This is a genomic window from Pseudoruminococcus massiliensis, assembly GCF_900291955.1.
Lineage (GTDB): Bacteria > Bacillota > Clostridia > Oscillospirales > Acutalibacteraceae > Pseudoruminococcus > Pseudoruminococcus massiliensis.
Genome location: NZ_OLMR01000003.1, coordinates 93,720 through 113,572, shown reverse-complemented (window position 1 = coordinate 113,572; position 19,853 = coordinate 93,720). Strand labels below are relative to the sequence as shown.

Here is a 19,853-nt window from a genome sequence, read left to right as displayed (position 1 = left end):
TTGAATCAGAGTTCTGAGCAGAACTTAACTTCCTTGCCCTCAAGGATAAGATTTGTAGTTCTGACAGCACACATCTTTCCGCACATTGAGCAGGTATGACGCTCGCTTACTGGTGTTGATTCATAATATCTCTTAGCCTTTTCCTTATCAATAGCAACCTCAAACATAGCATCCCAATCGAGTTTGTGTCTTGCATCTGCCATTTTATTATCAATATCTCTTGCACCCTTAATACCATTTGCAATATCGGCTGCGTGTGCAGCAATCTTAGAAGCAATGATGCCCTCCTTAACATCGCTGAGGTCTGGCAAACGGAGGTGTTCTGCCGGTGTTACATAGCAAAGGAAGTTTGCACCATTATTTGCAGCAATAGCTCCGCCGATTGCTGATGTGATATGGTCGTATCCTGGTGCAATATCTGTAACAAGCGGTCCGAGAACATAGAATGGTGCATTATGGCAGATTCTTTTCTGAATCTTCATATTTGCAGCGATTTCATTCATAGCCATATGTCCTGGACCTTCAACCATAACCTGAACATCTTTTTGCCATGCTCTTTCTGTTAATGCTCCAAGCTCTATAAGCTCGCTAATTTGTCCTGCGTCTGTGCTGTCATCAATGCAGCCTGGTCTAAGTGCGTCACCAAGACTTATTGTGCAGTCGTATTCTCTGAGAATATCAAGAACTTCATCATAATGCTCATAAAAAGGATTTTCATTTCCTGTCATTTCCATCCACGCAAAAAGCAATGAACCGCCACGAGAAACAATATTCATCTTTCTCTTATCACGCTTTAGACACTCAACAGCTCTCTTATTAATACCTGCGTGAATTGTCATAAAGTCTACACCCTCTTTTGCATGAGCCTCTACAACCTTTAAAAAGTCCTCTGCTTTTATATCAAGGAGGTCTTTCTCAAGATAACCGATAGCGTCGTACATAGGGACTGTACCTATCATTGCAGGAGAATACTCGATAAGTTGTTTACGGAAAGTATTTGTCTTGCCATAATTACTTAAATCCATAATAGCCTCTGCTCCGAAGTCGATAGCCATTTTTACCTTTTCAAACTCAAGAGTATAGTCCTTGCAGTCGCCAGAAATTCCGAGATTCACATTGATTTTTGTTTTAAGTCCGTCGCCAATGCCCTCTGCGCTTAGAGATTTATGGTTGATATTTGCAGGAATAGCAACCGTGCCCTTAGCGACAAACTCCATAAGCTCCTTAGTGTCCATTTGCTCTTTCTGTGCAACGATTTCCATTTCCCTTGTAACTATGCCTTTTTTAGCGGCCTCCATCTGTGTTTTATAGCTCATAATTGCAGTCCTTTCATATATAATTCATAAAAATGATTTGTCGGTCCATGTCCCTTTCCTATCGGAAGTGAATGTTCAATCGCTGTTGTTATATAAGTTTTTGCTTTTTCAACAGCTTTATTTAAGGTTAAACCATTTGCGAGGTTTGCGGCAATGGCTGATGAAAATGTACAACCTGTTCCATGAGTATTTTTGGTGTTTATGCGTTCAGTTGTAAAGGTATAAAATGATTTACCATCATAAAGTAAATCTATTGCATCTCCCGAAAGATGTCCGCCTTTAATCAAAACATTTTTTGCACCAAGCGAATATATCTTCTTTGCAGCCTCTTGCACATCTTCTTGACTTTCTATGCTCATCTCTGTAATCGTTTCTGCCTCTGGAATATTCGGCGTAAGAACATATGCAAGCGGAATAACTTCCGTTTTCAAGGCTTCAAGTGCTTCAGGTTTCATAAGAGCGTGACCGCCCTTTGCCACCATAACTGGGTCAATGACAGTATATTTCGGTTTATACTGACGAAGCTTTTCTGCAACAGCTTTCATACAAATTTCTGATGAAAGCATACCAACCTTAACGGCATCTACTTCAATATCATCAAAAACAGCGTCAATCTGATTCTTAATCATTTCCGGAGAAATATCTTCAACAGATATTACACGAGAAGTATTCTCAGCAACAACTGAAACAATTACACTCATTCCGAAAACGCCATTCGCCGAAAAGGTTTTCAAATCCGCTTGTATTCCTGCTCCACCACTACAATCCGAGCCTGCAATAGTCAAAGCCGTTTTCATAAAATCCACCTCCTAAGAATAAAAAAAGCCTGCACAACGGCAGGCTTAATAACTTGAGAACTAAAATATGCGGTATAATCCCGCTTATATTAAGGATAGTAAAAATCTCAATTTCTACAAATTTACTTCCCTACCACGGTATCAACCGACAGGTTCAAAGGGTTTAATTCTCAATCGGACGCTTATCCGATACCCCCGTAAATAATTTATTCAGTTTTTATATTAAATATAGTACCGTATTTTACAAGAATTGTCAAGTTAGCTGATGAACTTCCCAAAAGACAATTAAAAGTTTCGCTCGAGCCTTTTCAAAGGCTCGCGGTTTCCAAAGGCAGAGCCTTTGGTGGGTTTTAAGGGCGAAGCCCTTAACCTATCTTGCCCCTTAAGGGCGAACAAGGTTCGCCCTTAAATTCTTTCGTTAGCAACATTAGTCAAAAAGGGCGGACTTTGTCCGCCCTTAAAAAGCAAAGAATGTTAAGGGCGTTGCCCTTAAAACCCATGAGGGACTCCGTCCCTCAACCCTGCAAGCTTTTGAAAAAGCTTGAGCAAAACTTTTAAGTGTCTTGGGAGAGTAAATTGGCAAAAACGACTATCACGCACTATTTCAGGAAGCCGTTAATGATTTCCTCCTCGGCTTCTTTTTCGGTAAGTCCAAGAGTCATAAGCTTGATAAGCTGTTCGCCCGCAATCTTACCGATAGCCGCCTCATGAATAAGGCTTGCGTTTTCATCATTTGCAGTTATCTCAGGAACAGCTGTAACTGTACCGTTATCTATAATAATAGCATCACACTCAGTATGACCATTACAAAGATTATTACCATTGACACAAGATATAAATTTCTGATGAGAATCACCTTTTGCAACAGAACGAGAAACTACATGAGTACCACTATTTTCACCGTTGAGGTCTACATGAAATTCTGTAGTAGCCGTCTGTTTGCCATGAGTCATAATCTTTTCGTGTATAACAAGTGTAGCTTTATCCTTAAGAACAGCCTTTGTAAGGCGATATGTTGAATCAACACCCTTAATCTGAGCTGTTTCCATCTCCATATAACCGTTTTCATCAATCTCAACTATTGTGGTAGGATTGAGTATTCTTGCACCGTTGCCGTCACCCTCGCCATAATGCTTTTCTATATATTTAAGACGAGCATTTTTACCAACATGAAATGAATGTATACCATCATGTTCGGAATCCTTATCACCTACATTATGAATACCACAGCCAGCAACAACAAGAACATCGGCTCCATCTCCAATATAAAAATCATTATAAACGAGGTCATTAAGCCCTGTCTGCGTAAGAATAACAGGAATATCTACTCTTTCATTCTTAGTTCCCGGACGAATTATAATATCTATTCCCGGTTTATCCTTTTTTGTGACGATTTCTATATTTTCAGTGCAGTTTCTTGCCTCAAGCTTGCCATTAGAGCGAATATTATACGCACCTTCTGGTATTGATTCAAGGTTTGCAACTTCTTTAAGTAGATTCATTTGGATTTTATCAAGTGCCATATTATATTCCCTCCCTTACATTTTATCTGTGAGTGCGGCACAGGTTTTTGCTGTGAGAAGTCCATCAAGAACATCTTCTTTTTTGCCGTCCTTAATGATTTCGCCATTTGCAATAACAATTATTCTATCCGCAATATTAAGGATACGCTCCTGATGAGATATTATAAGGATAGTACCGCCTTTTTTCTCATACATTTTTTCGAATACAGAAATAAGATTGCTAAAGCTCCAAAGGTCTATTCCAGCCTCTGGTTCATCGAATATAGTAAGCTTTGTGCCTCTTGCCATAACCATAGCTATTTCGATTCTTTTAAGCTCACCACCCGAAAGGCTCGCATTAACTTCACGATTTATATATTCTCTTGCACAAAGTCCGACATCTGAAAGGTAATCACAAATTTGAGCAACAGAAAGCTTTTTGCCTGTTGCGAGATTGATTAAATCCTGAACTGTAATACCTTTAAATCGAACTGGCTGTTGAAAACCGAAGCTTATACCCATTTTTGCTCTTTCGGTAATGTTTTTGTCTGTTATATCGACACCATCAAATATAATCTGACCGTCTGTCGGAGTATATATACCTGCAATAATCTTTGCAAGAGTTGATTTTCCTCCACCATTAGGACCCGTCAATGCGACAAAGCGTTCATCAAGCCTCAAGCTGACATTGTGTATAATTTCTTTTTTTCCCTCGTCATTTTCAGCTGAAAAAGAAATATTCTTTAATTCTAACATTTTAGACTCCTTCTATATAATAGATTCCGTAATTTATATTATACACCATTTTTTGCATTTTGCGAAGTATTATACCCGACTTTTTAAAATTTAGTAAAGAAGCTTTCCCTATTAGCAATTATTAAGAGCTTGTTCTAAATCTGCAATCAAATCTTCCTTATCTTCTATTCCGCAAGAAATACGAATAAGCTCTGCTGGAACTCCTGCCGCTTTGAGTTGTTCATCATTCATCTGACGATGTGTTGATGAAGCAGGATTAAGACAACAAGTTCTTGCATCTGCAACATGGGTTTCTATTGCAGCAAGCTTCAAGTTTTTCATAAACGCTTCCGCTGCTTTTCTTCCACCCTTTAAGCCAAATGATACAACACCACAACCACCATTAGGAAGATATTTTTGTGCAAGTGCATAGTATTTATCACTTGGTAAACCAGAATAATTAACATAAGCTACCTTTGGGTGATTAAGCAAATATTCTGCAACCGCCTGACCATTCTCAACATGGCGAGGCATACGAACATGAAGTGATTCCAAACCCAAATTTAGGAGAAATGCATTTTGTGGAGATTGAATACAACCAAAATCACGCATAAGCTGTGCAGTGCATTTTGTTATAAAAGCGCCCTCCTTTCCAAACTTTTCTGCATATGTAATTCCGTGATATGATTCGTCAGGTGTGCATAAACCAGGGAATTTCTCTGCATGAACCATCCAATCAAACTTACCTGAATCAACAATAGCTCCGCCTACTGCTGCACCATGTCCGTCCATATATTTTGTTGTTGAATGTGTAACAATATCTGCACCCCATTCAATGGGACGACAATTTATCGGAGTTGGAAAAGTATTATCAACTATAAGTGGAACTCCATGTGAGTGTGCTGCTTTTGCAAATTTTTCAATATCAAGAACAGTAAGTGCAGGATTTGCGATAGTTTCACCAAAAACAGCACGAGTATTATCCTGAAATGCTGTATTAAGTTCTTCCTCTGTACAATCAGGAGAAACAAAAGTAGCTGTGATACCCATTTTAGCCATAGTTACTGCAATAAGATTAAATGTTCCGCCATATATTGATGACGATGCAACTATATGACTTCCACACTCACAAATATTAAAGAGTGCAAAAAAATTTGCCGCTTGTCCCGAAGATGTAAGCATTGCTGCTGTACCGCCCTCAAGCTCTGCAATTTTAGCCGCAACATGGTCATTTGTAGGATTCTGAAGTCTTGTATAGAAATATCCGGATTCCTCCAAATCAAAAAGCTTACCCATAGCCTCACTTGTATCGTATTTAAAGGTTGTTGATTGGATAATCGGAACTTGTCGAGGTTCACCATTTCCCGGAGTATATCCACCCTGTACACATCTTGTATTTATCTTATATTTTGACATTTTAAAAGCTCCTTTGATAAATTTTGAATAATTTCCCATATAATTATATCAGATTATTGCATAAAGTCAATAATTCCTCTATGCAGAGTTTTTGAACAAGTAAACGAAAAATGATATATCAAGCAAAGAAATAAAGATTGACAATTTAATACATATTGATTTATAATTGTTGAAAATATAAAATATATAGTATATATGAAAGTTAAGTCTAATTTTAAAACAAAGGAGAAAATAAAATGATTCGTTTAGCAAAAGAAAATGACTTAGATGAACTTTTAGAGCTTTATTTGTTTTTACATGAGGATAAAATCCCTGATGAATCAGAACATCTTAAAAACACATGGAATAAAATTATATCATCTCCTGAACATAATATTATAGTTTGTGAAATTGATGGGAAAATAGTTTCTTCTTGTGTATGCGTTATAATTCCAAATTTAACAAGAAATGTTCGTCCTTATGCTTTTATAGAAAATGTTGTTACTCACAAAGATTATCGTAACAAGGGGTATGCCTCACAATGCTTGGAATATGCAAAGGAAATTTCTAAGACTGAAAATTGCTATAAAATTATGCTTCTCACAGGTTCTAAAAATGAAAATACATTAAATTTTTATAAAAAGGCAGGCTTTAACAGCGATGACAAAACAGCATTTATACAATGGCTGTGAATATTAGCTTCCCTCCTTCATAAAATAATTGAAATGGGAGGGTTTGGCTTATGAAAAAAATTTTAATTATAGTAGATTATCAAACCGAATTTGTCAATGGCAAGTTCGGTTTTTTGCAGGCTGAAAATATAGAAAATAATATTGCTGAGAAAATCAAAGAGTATCGTAAGGACAATGCAACTATTACTTTTACGCTTGATACTCATAAAGATAAGGTGCTTTATCAGTTTAGTGGAAAGTTATATTCTGCGAAAAAATGTGTAGGTAAGCATCACGAATGGCGGTTATTCGGCGAAATAAATGAACTATGCAAAGAAAATGACCTTTGCTTTATAAAATCAAGTTTTGCATCTATGGAACTTTTTGAGTATCTTAGAAAAAAAGATTTCAAAAAGATTGAGTTTGCCGGAGTTTCAGCGGATATATGTGTTCTTGCTAATGCTGTTATAGCTAAAACAGCTTGTCCTCGTTCCGAAATTATTGTTGATAGAAATTGTATTGCAAGTAAAAATGAAAAGCTTTTAGAAAGTGCTATCAACATTATGGAAAGTATGAAGATTATCGTTATATAAGTTGCATATTTAAACACAGATTGATATAATAAATTTATAAAATTAAGATTGAAAGGAATTAAATAAATGAGCACATTTGAAACTAAAGATTACATTCTACAAGAAGATTTGGATTATATTGCGAACTCTTTTCCTGATATTAATAAGCTTAAAAATTCCACTATTCTTGTTACAGGTGCAACAGGTCTTGTCGGCTCTTATGCTGTAAAGGCTCTTGCAGCTATAAATCGTATTCATAATGCTAATATGAAAATTCTTGCTCTTGTAAGAAATCCTGAAAAAGCAAAAACTGTATTCGGTGAACTTCTCGAACGTGGGGATATTTCACTTGTTATCGGAGATGTTCTTCAAAAAATCCAAACTGAATATAAAATTGATTACATAATTCACTGTGCAAGTGTTACTAATTCTAAAGAAATGGTTACTAAACCAGTTGAAACAATCTGTGTTGCTGTTGATGGTACACGAAACATATTAGAGCTTGCTAAAGAAAACGATGTTAAATCAGTTGTTTATATATCAAGTATGGAGGTTTACGGTTCTCCCGATGCTTCTCTACCATATGTAAGCGAAAATGACTATGGTTATGTAGATATACTTAATGTAAGAAGTTGCTACCCTGAGGGAAAGAGAATGTGCGAATGTCTTTGCACCTCTTATGCTCACGAATATAATCTTCCTATTAAAATAGCTCGTCTTGCTCAGACCTTTGGTGCGGGAGTAAGCAAAAATGAAACAAGAGTTTTCGCACAGTTTGCGAGAAGTCTTATAAATGAAGAAGATATTGTTCTTCATACAAAAGGAGAATCCACTGGAAACTATTGCTACACTCGTGATTGTATTCTTGGAATACTTTATATACTTATTCGTGGTGAAAATGGCGCAGCATATAATATCACCAATGAAAATACAAATATGACCATAGCAGAAATGGCCCAAATGGTTGCAGAAAAAAGCGGAAAAATCTCTGTGGTATTCGATATTCCAAAAGATGCATTGCAATTTGGCTATGCCCCATCAGTAAAAATGAAACTTTCATCAGAAAAACTTCGTTCACTCGGTTGGAAAAGTGATATTGACTTATCAGAAATGTATGAAAGAATGATTAAAAGTTGGAAAAACACTTAAATCAAAAATAGTACTGCGTTGTATAAACTGTGTTATTTTATTACAAAAATTAACATAATAAATTGTTATATGTACACGAACACAAAAAGTCACTTTTGTGTGGTAATTTTTCTTAAAATTCGATACTTATATCTATTATGTAATCTAAAAAATAAATCTAAAAATAACATAATAAAGACTTTTTATTTTAAAATAAATATAACAAAAAATAATTTAGTAATATAGTAACATACCCAAAAATCCCTTTATATTGCAATTTTCAGCTACCAAATTAATATTTTCGGTAGCTTTTTTGTTTTTATACCAAAATAAAATTTACTTATTTTTAGCTTGACCAATTCGTAAAAAGTAAGTATAATGAAGTAAGAATTATGCTTTAATTTCGCTTATAAAAAGTCATTTTTATATTAATATTTCACGATGAAATTTATACTGTTTTAATTATATATTGTGAGAATCTATTTCTAAGAAAATAATAAGGAGAATTTATAATGAATGAACAACATGGTCTTATATTCGATCGTTTAAATGAATTTTTTGAAGAACTCAATCAACAAGATGTTGCTCCAAATCAAGAAGTAATAGAACTTTATATTAAAGAAATATATGCTGAGGTAACTAGCCTAAATGCAGATAATAATCCCTATCTATCAAGACATTCCGTTTTAGAGCGTTTATATAATTTAGCGGACTTAACTTGTGATTTTGCTGAAATTTTTGAGGAAAAGTTTTTTAATCATCTTAATGCTCTTAATTTTAGAAATATTGAGCTTAAAATTGCAAAACAATATAAAATGAATGGCGGAAATGATTTTTGGAGAAATATTTGGGAAATATATGCAGATATAGCTTTGCATTACTCTGCTTTAAATATTGATTCTAAAGCTCTCAGTAATGCTAAAACAGCTTTAAAACTAATGATTAGAACAGAAGCAAAGCCAGACCCTAAGTGGATTTCTTTCCTTAATAGCAGAATTGCTTATGCCTATCAGGATATTGCTCCGGATAAGTCTATAAATTATTTTAATAAGTCTTCTGATGCACTTATTGAATATAACAAAGTTAAAGATTGCTATGAAAACAATATGGGAATTATATTAAATGATATAAACATTGCAATAATTATGCTTGAGATTAATCAGGTTGACGATGCTATTAAGCAATCTCTAAAGTGCTTAGATACATTAAATAATCTTTTTGAAAAATATGGAGAAAATGAAGAATTAGTAAATTATATTTCACATACATATAGTATTCTTAGCAGAGCTTACTTTGAATCGAAAGATTACGATAATGCTGAAAAAGCTATTGAAAAGGGGCTTTCTTTCTGCAAACGCCTACAAGAAAACAAATTTAATAATTATTGTGAAATTATTGATGTTCTTTACTCTACTAAGAGTCTTATTCTTTGCGAAAAACAAAGATATATGAAAGCTATTGAATTACAATATAAATTGCTTGATGTTTGGTCGGACTATAAAGAAGGATTTAAGCGTTCAACTAAAATTTGTGATATATATGTCGAAATAAGTATGATTTTCTCAAAATATCTTGATGAACAAGGTATGTCTATTGAATCAGCACGACTTGCTTTTAGAGAAATTAAGCAATATACTGATAATGAATTATTTATGTCAGATAAATATGCTTTATCTGTCCGCAGAAGATGCTATATAAATCTTGCTGATGCTTATTTCAGAGCAAGAATGTATCAATCTGCTATATCTTCTTACACTAATGCTTTGGATATTATGAAAGAAGAATTTGATATGGAATCTGAAAAGATTTCGCTTGTATATTCATACTCCTATACCTTATATCAGCTTGCCATGCTTGATTTTAAATACAATAGAAAAGCTGAAGGTTGTAAACGCCTTAGCTATTCTTATAGAAGTGTTTGCACACTTAAAAAATATGGTGGTGTATACGAAGTATTATTTAATATGGTTAGAAATGCTCTATCAACTTATGAGAAAAAATTTGACGGAAAAATTATTGAACTTGATACTGCACAGTAATATTAAAATTCTATTTGAATACACAAAAAATCCTCGAAGTTATTTTTCGAGGATTTTTTATTTATAGAGTATATAGGAATGTAGTGAAAACGATTTGCTATATTTTTGAATAAAATGCCATTAAAAAGGTTGGATTAACACAAATTTTATGTTATAATAAAAACTGAAATTAAAATTTGAAAAATGGAGGATTTTTCATGGAAGAATATAAAAAGCAGTTTATTGAATTTATGGTTGATTGTCAGGTACTTAAATTCGGAGATTTCGTTACAAAAAGCGGCCGTCAAACACCATTTTTCGTAAATACTGGATTTTACAGAACAGGTGCACAGCTTAGAAAGCTTGGACAGTATTATGCTGAAGCAATCAACAAAACTTTCGGACTTGATTTTGATGTTCTTTTTGGACCAGCATATAAGGGAATTCCGCTTTCCGTTGCTGCAACTATTGCAATTAGTGAAAAATATAACAAAGACATTCGCTATTGCTCAAACAGAAAAGAAGTAAAAGACCACGGTGATAAGGGTATTCTTCTTGGAAGTCCTATTTCTGATGGTGATAAAGTTGTTATTATTGAAGATGTTACAACAGCTGGTACATCAATCGAGGAAACACTTCCAATAATTAAGGCTCAAGGAGATGTAAATCCGATTGGACTTGTTGTTTCTGTTGACCGTATGGAAAGAGGAAAGGGTGAAAAATCAGCACTTTCCGAAATTGAAGAGAAATACGGACTTAAAACAACTGCAATAGTAACTATGGCGGAAGTTGTAGAGCATCTTTACAATAAGGAATATAAGGGCAAGGTTATAATTGATGATAAACTTAAATCCGCTATTGACGCATACTATGACAAATATGGCGTAAAATAATATTGAAAAGTCTATAAAAGTAGAACCCTCGGTTTGACCGGGGGTTCTACTTTTTATAGCTTTGTATAGCCTATTGAATGCAGCAAAAATGAAATTACTGTATGCTTTACATTTGAAAAAATATAATCAAATTCACCAGCATACTTTACAATTTCGCCATTAAAGCCCTTCTTGAAACGATATACTCCATAATTAGAATGATTTTCTTCATCACAATGAGGTATTCCCATAAAATCATATATATCACATTGTGATTCAATAGCCCATTTTATCATATTCCACTGCATTAAATAATTTGGCATAAGATTTCTTTGAGTATCACTTGACGCTCCATAAACATAGCTGACTCTATTGCCATATCTTACTGTTAATGCTCCCGAAATTGCCTCACCATCGGGAGAGTAGCACATATAAAGTCTGGCATTTTCTTCAAAAGCAGAAAGAAATTTCTCAAAATATTCCTTAGAGCGAATGGCAAAACCATCTCGTTTTCCAGTTGCTTGCATAAGCTCACAAAAATCATCAAGCTTTTCTACGCCATAATATTTGCAAGAAACGCCCTTACGAACAGCAAGCCTTATATTATATCTCCACTTTGAATGAAACGAGGAAAAAATCTCATCTTCGGTTTTATTTTTAATATCAAGTATGTAATTACGCTGACACTGAATTGTATTATCTTCTGGTGTATTGGCATTATATTTAAAACCCAAGCGTTTTAAATTGTTTATGGATTCAATATCATCATATGAAATCATAGGGTCGATTTTAAGCATATATGCTTTGTGTTTTTCTGCAAGAAGTTTTGCCTGTTCAATAATTTTGCTAAGTATATCCAAATTGTGATAATCACACACAGGACCCCTTGGAGCATACATAAAAACTGTGTGCATAAGCGGAATATTCTTAATTAGAATTTGCATAGTTCCTATAATATTTCCGCTCTCATCACGAATTATTATTCTCTCCGATTTCCATTCGTTTTTTATTTTGCACCAATTTTCGGATTGTGTAAAACTACCTGAACTATTTAAGAATACAAATTTTTCATATTCCGACATATATTGTTTCATTTTGAAATTCCTCCATAACACTTCTGCATTATCTGAATAAATCAAATATAACTCAGGAACTGTTACAGAGTATTCTGTTTTTTGCAAGAAAATTGTCAAAATGTGCTTTTCATACTAAAGCCTGTAAGTTTCTTATCACTTATGCTGTAATATAAAATCGTATCTGAATATTTTGAAGTGTTGTCATTTCCACTTAAAACAAGTATCAGTTCATCTCCATTAGAAAAAACTGTATATTGTGAGTTTGAAATCATTGATGAAATAACTACTCTTATTGGAAATGCAAACTTATCATCGGCTATTGTTGAAAAAACATAGTTTCCGTTATCTACATACATTTCAGGCATATAAATTGATGATATATAATCATATATTATATTACTCTCTAAGGGTTGTTCGGCAACATCTTCTTCATATTCGTTTTGTTCAGAAAAATACATATCTGTGAGTGCTTTTTCAGAATATTGCGATTCCATAGGTTTCGTTAAGTAATCTATGGCAGAACATACATTTTCTGAAATTTCTTTGCTTTTTTGATTTATTTCTTGAGAGTCTGGTTTAGGTGGATTTTCACTTCTTACTCTGAAATATAAGATACTGTTATCTCCTAATTTCACAACTAAATCTAAAAGCTTTACTTTATTATTTTGGTTTGTATATTTGAAATCTTTTATATGCATAATTGATGCATTATTATCAAATTCAACATTTTGAGAAAAATCTGTATTTTCTTTTGGAATATTATTTATATCAAGAGTTTGAATAACATAAAATATCATCTCATTAATGTTCTCCAACATAATCTTTTTCAATGCTTCATCGTCATAATTATATCTATCATCACCCAAACTATTTGCAAACGTATCTAAGCTTTGGTCATAAATGTGACTTGTAATATATGATGGTGCGGAAATCAATTCATCTTCACGATATGAGAGCCACGGATAAAACCGAGAGTTATCTCCATCATCTACAAAGATAAGCTGTGTTATATTTTTCTTTTCCTCAGTAAAGATTTCATTTTTATAGTCAGGCAACATTTTTCCACAGAAAATTATACCCGTTATTTCCGCTCCCATAGCAAGCGTTAAAAGCAAGGTCGGTAGTATAAATTTCTTAAATTTGCTCATTGATTTTACCCTCACTTTGCTTTATACAAATACTTATAATAGTACCTTTGCCAAGTTCACTTTCAAGCTCTATTTTTGCATTATGCTTTTTGGCAATCTCTGCACACAGAGCAAGTCCTAAGCCTGCTCCGCCAAGTTTTCTTGAACGGACTTTATCTGCCATATAAAACGGTTCAAAAATTCGCTTTTTATCTTCCTCAGCTATTCCCATACCATAATCACGCACTGTGATTACAGCATACTCTCCCTCACTACGACAAGTAAGCTCAATCTTTCCTCCCTCAAATGACGCTTTAACTGCATTATCTACAAAGTTATATATCACTGATTTAAATAAATCTGCATCTGCATTTATTATTAAAGGTTCAATATGAGTAAAAAGTGTTATAGACTTAGCTTTCATCATAGGTTCAAAAACTATACTAAGTTCATTCAATATTACATCTGTTCTGACTGGATTCAACTCAAGCTCAGAATCTCCAGAGGAAACAAGTTCCATAAGCTTACCAGAAATAGCCTTTAAACGCTTTGATTCCTCTACTATAATAGATGAATATTCATTAAGCTCATCTGGGGTTACATTTTTCTTTATCCTTAAAATATCCGCAAAACCAAGTATAGATGTCAATGGGGTTTTCATTTCGTGAGAAAGGCTATCTATAAAACGTTTTCTATCCTCGGCTATTGATTCTATTCTGTTATAATTTTCCTCAACAGAAACAGCCATAGAATTCACATTATTTGCGAGCTGTTGAAATTCTTCACTGCCACTTGTACTTACTCTAAGGCTATAATCTCCCCTGGCTATTTTATTGATGGTTTTATTGATTCTGCCAAGAGGTCTGAAAAGTAATTTTATAAGTAAAAGTAAGATTACAGCAATCACTGCTGCCAAAACAACAGAAAGAATCTGCACAAAAAATAGTTCCTTATTCCTCTCATTATAAACTTCTGTAATATTATTCGCCGTAAAAACTTTATATTCCTTGCCTTCAAAGCTTGATATTGAACCAACAAACATATATGTATTTTCTCCACAATCCAATATTATTGAGGCGAGATTGTCTTCACTTGTAATCTTTTCAGAAAGTGTTTTTATATCAGGCTTTTCTTCTCCATAATATGATATGTTATTTTCGCTGTCTGATATTATGGCAAGAGCGTTTTCTTCAAGCTGTTGAGAAAGTATATGCTCGATAACCTTGTCTATATCATCTTTGGAGAGCATAAAGGCTTCTGATTTCATTCTTTGATAAGTTATATTATTGCTTATTGATGCACAAATAAACTCGTGTGAAGACACTGCACGACTTCTCTCGCGAGTTATTGTCATATGTTGATTATTTGAAAGAACGACTAATGCTGTGGCATTTATAGCGGCAATTACAAGAAATAAAGCCGAAATAAACACCTTAAACCATAGCTTCAATTAGTTCACCTCTGGTTATGATTTACTTTCAAGCCTATATCCAAGCTTTGGAACGGTTATGAGAGAATCCTGCAAATCAAGTTTTTTGCGAATTTGCTGAACATGAGTATCTACTGTTCGAGTTTCTCCCATATATTCATATCCCCATACTGCTGAAATCAAGCGTTCTCTTGTAAGAGCTATATCAAGGTTTTGCATAAAGAATACCGTAAGCTCAAATTCTTTTGGTGTAAGCTGAATTTCTATTCCTTGCTTTTTTATTATATGGCGTGAAATATCTACAGTTATATCGCCATATTTTATTATATTGTTGTTTTTATGTCTGCGTCTTAGTATAACCTCAATTCTTGCAAGAAGTTCTACTGCCTCAAATGGCTTAACTATATAGTCCTCTGCCCCAAGCTTTAAACCTTTTACCTTATCTGTAACATCTTGTAAGGCTGTAAGGAATATTACAGGAGTTTTTTCTGTATCTATGTGTTCCATAACCTGAAAACCATTGAAATTTGGCAACATTACATCAAGCAAAACTAAATCATAATCGTTCTCATTTATTTTTTGAATAGCAGTTTTTCCGTCATAACAAGAATCACTTTCATATCCAGCTATTGAAACAGTTGCCTCGAGCATTTTTACTATATTTTTATCGTCCTCGACTATAAGCAATCTTATCATTAAATTTCTTCCTTTAAAATAAATTTATCATTAAAAATTATAGCATAAATATAGAATTGTTTATAGAGTAAATAAGCGGAAAAAATGTCATAATTTTGCAAAATTTCAGAAAATCATTAAATTTAAAATTAATATTCATTTTTCATATAATCCACCGTAAAGCTATTCGTTGACACTTTTCACTCTCAATGCTATAATTACTTATATTCAAAAATTATTTTATATTGTAATCAAGCAAGTGGTGATTTTATGAGCAATAATCAATATTTTACAGACGATAATCAATATAGAGAGTTTCTCGATAAAATCGAGGTTTTAAACCACGATGAGGAATTTGAAAAAATTATTGATATAATAATAGAAATTCCTGAAAACGACAGACCTTATGAACTTAATGTACTATTATCAGGCGCTTATTTTAGTTTAGATAGATATGATGAAGCTATCGAACTTTTAGAATCTATTGAACCTGATGATAACGAAGAAGAAATTGCTAAATATTATTTCTATCTTGGTATGAGCTATTATCATAGTGGAAATTATGATGAGGCTATCCCTTGCTTTGAAAAAACTCACGAAATAGACCCTAAGGATATAGATACTTTGCTTTTTCTTTGCTTTGCTACATCTGAATATGGTAATGATGAACTTTTTTCTGAATATTCACAAAAGCTTGAAGCTTTAGATAAAGAATTATATGATTCATATTTTAATTCTCAAAATACAGTAGCTGAAGCTTATTCTGATGAAGAAGTTATAAGCCTTGAAATGTTTATCGAAGATAACATAGGTGAATATAATAATGTTTTGCGAGATGTTTCAACTACTGATATAAGCTGTGACCTTTTGCTTATTCCACCAAATGATGAACATGAGTTTTATACGCTTGTAACCTGTGGAATGGGTGCTCACAAAATGACTGTTCCAAGTGATGAATTTTATAACCGAGCTGAGCTTGTTTTATGCTTGCCAAAAAGCTGGCATGTTAAAAGCTCGAATGAAAAATGGTTCTGGCCACTAAGACTTATGAAATCTCTTGCACATCTACCTATATTGGAAAATTCATGGATTGGTTGGGGGCATACAATCTCAAATGGAGAACCATATTTTGATAACACTGAACTTTCGGGTGTTATTCTTGGCAATTCGCCTTTAATGGAGGATAATGTTTTAGAACTTCCGAATGGTGAAAAGGTTTGTTTTTATCAGATATATCTTCTATATGAAGAAGAAATGAATTATAAAATTGATACCAGTGCAGACGATTTATTTAATCTTGTTGGAGAGCTAAATCCTGTTCTTGATATTAGCAGAAAAAATTTCTGCGAAAATGGACGCAAGAAATATAAAATTCCAAAATCAATTATGGAAGACTTATTTGAAACAAAAGATTCACATACTGGTTGTTTTGCTACGGACAGAATAATTGTAGACGGTGCTGAAATCAGATTTATGTATCGTGAAATGCCTCTCGATAATCAAGATAGTGGCTGGAGATTTATGGCTGGCGATGAAGATGATGAGTATATGAATGATACAAGCAAATCTGGAATATATCATCTGAATACTCTATGCAACTACGAACCAAGTATTCTTAAATTTCTTGACGAACCATACGGCTCTATGTTTATCAGAAATAAAAATGGAGAATTTGTCAAGTTTGAGAGATAATCCCTTATTCAGAAAGGAAATTCAAATGGATAAACAACAAACTTTAGAACATGTTAAACAAAAACTTTTTATAGCTTCTGAAACAAGAAAAAGTCCTAAATATCTTGAATTATACCTCAACGATTGCTGTGCCTTTATCAGCTATGAAACTTCTACAAGGCTTTTATGTATTGAATTTTTAATAAAAATAAATGACATTGAACGAGCAGAAAGACATATTCTTGATACTGATAATTCAGAATGCAAGGACGAACTTACTATACTCAGAACTATGCTTATGAACAGGCGTGGAGAAAGGTGTGATGGTCATAATTTGCTTGACAGCGTCGATACTGAAAACCTCAATGCTGAAGCTATGAGATTATACATATCCGCTCTTGAGGAATATGCAGAATTTGAAAAAGCCTTTGACATTCTATCTGAAAAAATCTCAAAATATAACAATGATAACTTTTTGCTTTCTATGCTTGTAAGGCTTTATGATGAAAAAATTATAAAAGCTGAACTTTTTAATGAGCGTGAAAAAGCTAATGAACTTAAAGCTAAAAGAGATAATATCTCAGAATTGCTAAAGAAATCTGGTGCTGACAACATTGAAGAATAATCTTCTGAAAAACAAACTTGTTGTTACACTTTTAGCTCTGCTTTGTACCGCTCTATGGGGAACTGCTTTTGCGGCAATCAAACAAGGTTATAAAATATTCTCAATAGAAAGTAATGATATTCCATCTATGCTTGTCTTTGCAGGAGTAAGATTTTTTTCGGCTGGAGTAGTTGTCTATATTGCTCTTACAATAATGAGAAAGAAATTTTTTGTTCCTAAACAAAGAGAGCTTGTCAAAATGGCCTCACTCGGAATAATGCAGACAGCCTTGCAATATATTTTTCTCTATGTTGCTCTTGTCTTTGTTACCGGAACTAAATCTTCAATATATACTTCATTTTCGGCTTTTTTGGGAGTTTTACTTGCACCGCTTTTCTTTAAGGGCGATAAGATTACAGCTAAAAAGCTTATTGGCTGTTGCATAGGCTTTTGTGGTATTGTGCTTATAAATATTGGTGGCGGAAATTTTATTGGCGAATTTTCCTTTATAGGTGACAGCTTTTTATTTCTATCTAATCTTTGCGGTGCTTTGGGCAATATTTTTGCAAAGAAGATTTCAAAAGATTCTGACCCTGTTTTTGTTTCGGCGGCACAGCTTACTATCGGCGGAGGTTTACTAATTATCATTGGTATGCTTTTCTCAGGCGGAATCGCTTTCACTTCGCTTGATTGTTTTATAGTTATGGCGTATCTTTCGTTGATTTCAAGCGTATCCTTTGCTATATGGACTGTTTTGCTCAAGCATAATGATGTAAGTATCATAAGCACATTTACGCTTATGATTCCTGTTTTTGGTACGATTACTTCGGGAATTGTACTTGGAGAGAATATTTTTACTATCCCTAATCTGATTTCTATATTGCTCGTAACTGCGGGCATTGTCTTTGTTAATCTGAGGAGGAAGGTTAATGAACATAACTAAAGTGATTTCAGCAATGACCGAATATTTTTCGAGCGACCCTAAGCGTGTTGGGCATTTTCTTAAAGTCTATGCCTTTTCAAAAACTATCGGTGAGGCTGAGAAACTTTCTGCTGAAAATCAGGAAATTCTTGAAATTGCGGCGGCTGTACACGATATTGGCATAAAGAAAAGCGAAGAACTTTATGGCAGTTCTTCGGGAAAATATCAAGAAATGCTTGGTCCTGACGAGGCTGAAAAGCTACTTAACAAGCTTGGCGTTGATGAAAAAATAATCGAGCGTGTATGCTTTCTTGTCGGACACCACCACACCTATAATATGATTGACGGTCTTGACTATCAGATACTCGTTGAGGCTGATTTTCTTGTTAATGCCTATGAGGATAATCTTTCAAAAAATGCAATCATAAATGTACGAAATAAGCTTTTTAAAACTAAAACCGCAACGAAAATGCTAAATGATATTTTTGCATTGGAGAATAATCAAAATGATAAAACTTAATTTACAGCAAATTAAAAATTCCGCACATCTCTTTAAGGGTATAAGTGATACGGCTCTTACAAGCTGTCTTGAGGGACTTATGGGAGATGTATATGGTGAAAGCGAAAATCCTAAAATGGCAATCGCTTTTCTTGGTTATATCTATATTGGTGGCGTTCTTGATAAGGCATTTCTTAATGAATTTATGAATTTTATCGGAAATGGACACTTAGTCTTTATTTCAGATAACAAAGAAATTCGTGATGAGATAATAAAGCATTATGGCGAAAAGGCACATATACAAAGACGCTTTGAAACTATCAAAGAATTTCCTAACTTGCCTGAATATTCATACAAACTAACCGATGGTTTTGCTCTCAAACGCTTTGATAAAGACTTATATACCCAAGCTATGAATGAGAATTGGTCAGATGGTTTTTGCAATAATTTCAATGGCTGTTATGATTTTCTCAAAAACGGCTTAGGTTTTGGCATAACATACAATGATAAATTAGTTTGTGGTGCTACTTCTTTTAGCTATTATAGCAGCGGATATGAGGTTATAATAGCTACTAATCCAGATTTTCGCAAGCGTGGACTTGCAAGAATTGCTTCATATGAGTTTATAAAGGAAAGTTTGAAGCAAGGTAGGTTGCCCTCTTGGGACGCTGCCCACGAGGTTTCCTTACATCTTGCAGAATGGCTTGGCTACAAGCTTGATTATGAATATACTGGAATTTCTATACAAGCTTAATACATAAAAATGGTGCAGAACCTTTTCGGAACTGCACCGTTTTTTATTCATTTGTTTTGAGAAAGCTTTCCCACGCATCGACTGTCCAGC

At 33.8% G+C, this 19,853-nt stretch carries 19 protein-coding genes and 1 riboswitch; of the genes, 10 read left to right on the top strand and 9 right to left on the bottom strand.

All coding sequences use genetic code 11. The features are described from left to right. Window positions 1-5: 5 nt before the first annotated feature. From thiC to C9914_RS05880, 5 genes are all read right to left on the bottom strand, one after another. Window positions 6-1,316, bottom strand: a complete 1,311-nt coding sequence (gene thiC / locus C9914_RS05900) for a phosphomethylpyrimidine synthase ThiC (protein ID WP_106764069.1) — start codon at window positions 1,314-1,316, stop codon at window positions 6-8. Continuing rightward, window positions 1,313-2,113, bottom strand: coding sequence for a bifunctional hydroxymethylpyrimidine kinase/phosphomethylpyrimidine kinase (gene thiD, locus C9914_RS05895; RefSeq protein ID WP_106764068.1), 801 nt, complete (start codon window positions 2,111-2,113; stop codon window positions 1,313-1,315). Before thiD ends, thiC begins: the two co-directional genes overlap by 4 nt. A 109-nt stretch (window positions 2,114-2,222) precedes the next feature. Beyond that, a riboswitch (TPP riboswitch) is annotated at window positions 2,223-2,320 on the bottom strand. A gap of 392 nt (window positions 2,321-2,712) precedes the next feature. Continuing rightward, window positions 2,713-3,636: a SufB/SufD family protein gene (locus tag C9914_RS05890; RefSeq protein ID WP_106764066.1), complete on the bottom strand. Its 924-nt coding sequence runs from the start codon at window positions 3,634-3,636 to the stop codon at window positions 2,713-2,715. A 15-nt stretch (window positions 3,637-3,651) separates the two neighbouring features. Next, a complete protein-coding gene (locus C9914_RS05885) occupies window positions 3,652-4,371 on the bottom strand; it encodes an ABC transporter ATP-binding protein (RefSeq protein ID WP_106764064.1) in 720 nt (239 codons plus the stop codon). A 111-nt stretch (window positions 4,372-4,482) separates the two neighbouring features. After that, window positions 4,483-5,766 (bottom strand): O-acetylhomoserine aminocarboxypropyltransferase/cysteine synthase family protein, encoded by a 1,284-nt coding sequence (locus C9914_RS05880; protein ID WP_022265166.1) that lies wholly within the window; start codon window positions 5,764-5,766, stop codon window positions 4,483-4,485. Window positions 5,767-6,002: 236 nt separating this feature from the next. On the opposite strand from C9914_RS05880, the gene C9914_RS05875 reads away from it, so the two are divergent. The 5 genes from C9914_RS05875 (at window position 6,003) to pyrE (ending at window position 11,027) form a co-directional block, all read left to right on the top strand. Next, on the top strand, window positions 6,003-6,437 hold the full coding sequence (locus C9914_RS05875; RefSeq protein WP_106764062.1) for a GNAT family N-acetyltransferase: 435 nt from the start codon (window positions 6,003-6,005) through the stop codon (window positions 6,435-6,437). Window positions 6,438-6,487: 50 nt separating this feature from the next. After that, the gene (locus C9914_RS05870) at window positions 6,488-7,009 is read left to right on the top strand and encodes a cysteine hydrolase family protein (protein ID WP_106764061.1); all 522 of its coding nucleotides are present in this window, start codon (window positions 6,488-6,490) and stop codon (window positions 7,007-7,009) included. 66 nt (window positions 7,010-7,075) lie between these two features. Then, window positions 7,076-8,137 (top strand): NAD-dependent epimerase/dehydratase family protein, encoded by a 1,062-nt coding sequence (locus C9914_RS05865; RefSeq protein WP_106764059.1) that lies wholly within the window; start codon window positions 7,076-7,078, stop codon window positions 8,135-8,137. 491 nt (window positions 8,138-8,628) lie between these two features. Continuing rightward, window positions 8,629-10,155, top strand: a complete 1,527-nt coding sequence (locus C9914_RS05860) for a tetratricopeptide repeat protein (RefSeq protein ID WP_106764057.1) — start codon at window positions 8,629-8,631, stop codon at window positions 10,153-10,155. Between the two features lie 197 nt (window positions 10,156-10,352). After that, a complete protein-coding gene (pyrE, locus tag C9914_RS05855) occupies window positions 10,353-11,027 on the top strand; it encodes an orotate phosphoribosyltransferase (protein ID WP_022265169.1) in 675 nt (224 codons plus the stop codon). A gap of 53 nt (window positions 11,028-11,080) precedes the next feature. Here the strand turns inward: pyrE and C9914_RS05850 are convergent, their stop codons facing one another. The 4 genes from C9914_RS05850 to C9914_RS05835 form a co-directional block, all read right to left on the bottom strand. Beyond that, window positions 11,081-12,100: a lipid II:glycine glycyltransferase FemX gene (locus C9914_RS05850; RefSeq protein ID WP_106764056.1), complete on the bottom strand. Its 1,020-nt coding sequence runs from the start codon at window positions 12,098-12,100 to the stop codon at window positions 11,081-11,083. A 95-nt stretch (window positions 12,101-12,195) separates the two neighbouring features. Then, entirely contained in the window at window positions 12,196-13,230 is a 1,035-nt protein-coding gene (locus C9914_RS05845; RefSeq protein WP_106764054.1) for a hypothetical protein, read from the bottom strand. Continuing rightward, window positions 13,217-14,659: a sensor histidine kinase gene (locus C9914_RS05840; RefSeq protein WP_106764052.1), complete on the bottom strand. Its 1,443-nt coding sequence runs from the start codon at window positions 14,657-14,659 to the stop codon at window positions 13,217-13,219. Before C9914_RS05840 ends, C9914_RS05845 begins: the two co-directional genes overlap by 14 nt. 15 nt (window positions 14,660-14,674) lie before the next feature. Next, window positions 14,675-15,334: a response regulator transcription factor gene (locus C9914_RS05835; RefSeq protein WP_022265173.1), complete on the bottom strand. Its 660-nt coding sequence runs from the start codon at window positions 15,332-15,334 to the stop codon at window positions 14,675-14,677. Between the two features lie 249 nt (window positions 15,335-15,583). On the opposite strand from C9914_RS05835, the gene C9914_RS05830 reads away from it, so the two are divergent. From C9914_RS05830 to C9914_RS05810, 5 genes are read left to right on the top strand one after another with little or no spacing between them, the layout of a single operon-like run. Continuing rightward, window positions 15,584-17,005 carry an immunity protein Imm33 domain-containing protein gene (locus C9914_RS05830; RefSeq protein WP_106764051.1) on the top strand — a complete coding sequence of 474 codons (1,422 nt, stop codon included), beginning with the start codon at window positions 15,584-15,586 and terminating at the stop codon, window positions 17,003-17,005. Window positions 17,006-17,030: 25 nt separating this feature from the next. Beyond that, on the top strand, window positions 17,031-17,609 hold the full coding sequence (locus tag C9914_RS05825) for a hypothetical protein (RefSeq protein WP_158707346.1): 579 nt from the start codon (window positions 17,031-17,033) through the stop codon (window positions 17,607-17,609). Continuing rightward, entirely contained in the window at window positions 17,599-18,531 is a 933-nt protein-coding gene (locus tag C9914_RS05820; protein ID WP_147351944.1) for a DMT family transporter, read from the top strand. Before C9914_RS05825 ends, C9914_RS05820 begins: the two co-directional genes overlap by 11 nt. Continuing rightward, entirely contained in the window at window positions 18,518-19,030 is a 513-nt protein-coding gene (locus C9914_RS05815) for an HD domain-containing protein (protein ID WP_106764048.1), read from the top strand. The genes C9914_RS05820 and C9914_RS05815 overlap by 14 nt, the downstream gene beginning before the upstream one ends. Further along, window positions 19,017-19,763 carry a GNAT family N-acetyltransferase gene (locus C9914_RS05810; RefSeq protein WP_158707345.1) on the top strand — a complete coding sequence of 249 codons (747 nt, stop codon included), beginning with the start codon at window positions 19,017-19,019 and terminating at the stop codon, window positions 19,761-19,763. The genes C9914_RS05815 and C9914_RS05810 overlap by 14 nt, the downstream gene beginning before the upstream one ends. Window positions 19,764-19,853 lie beyond the last annotated feature (90 nt).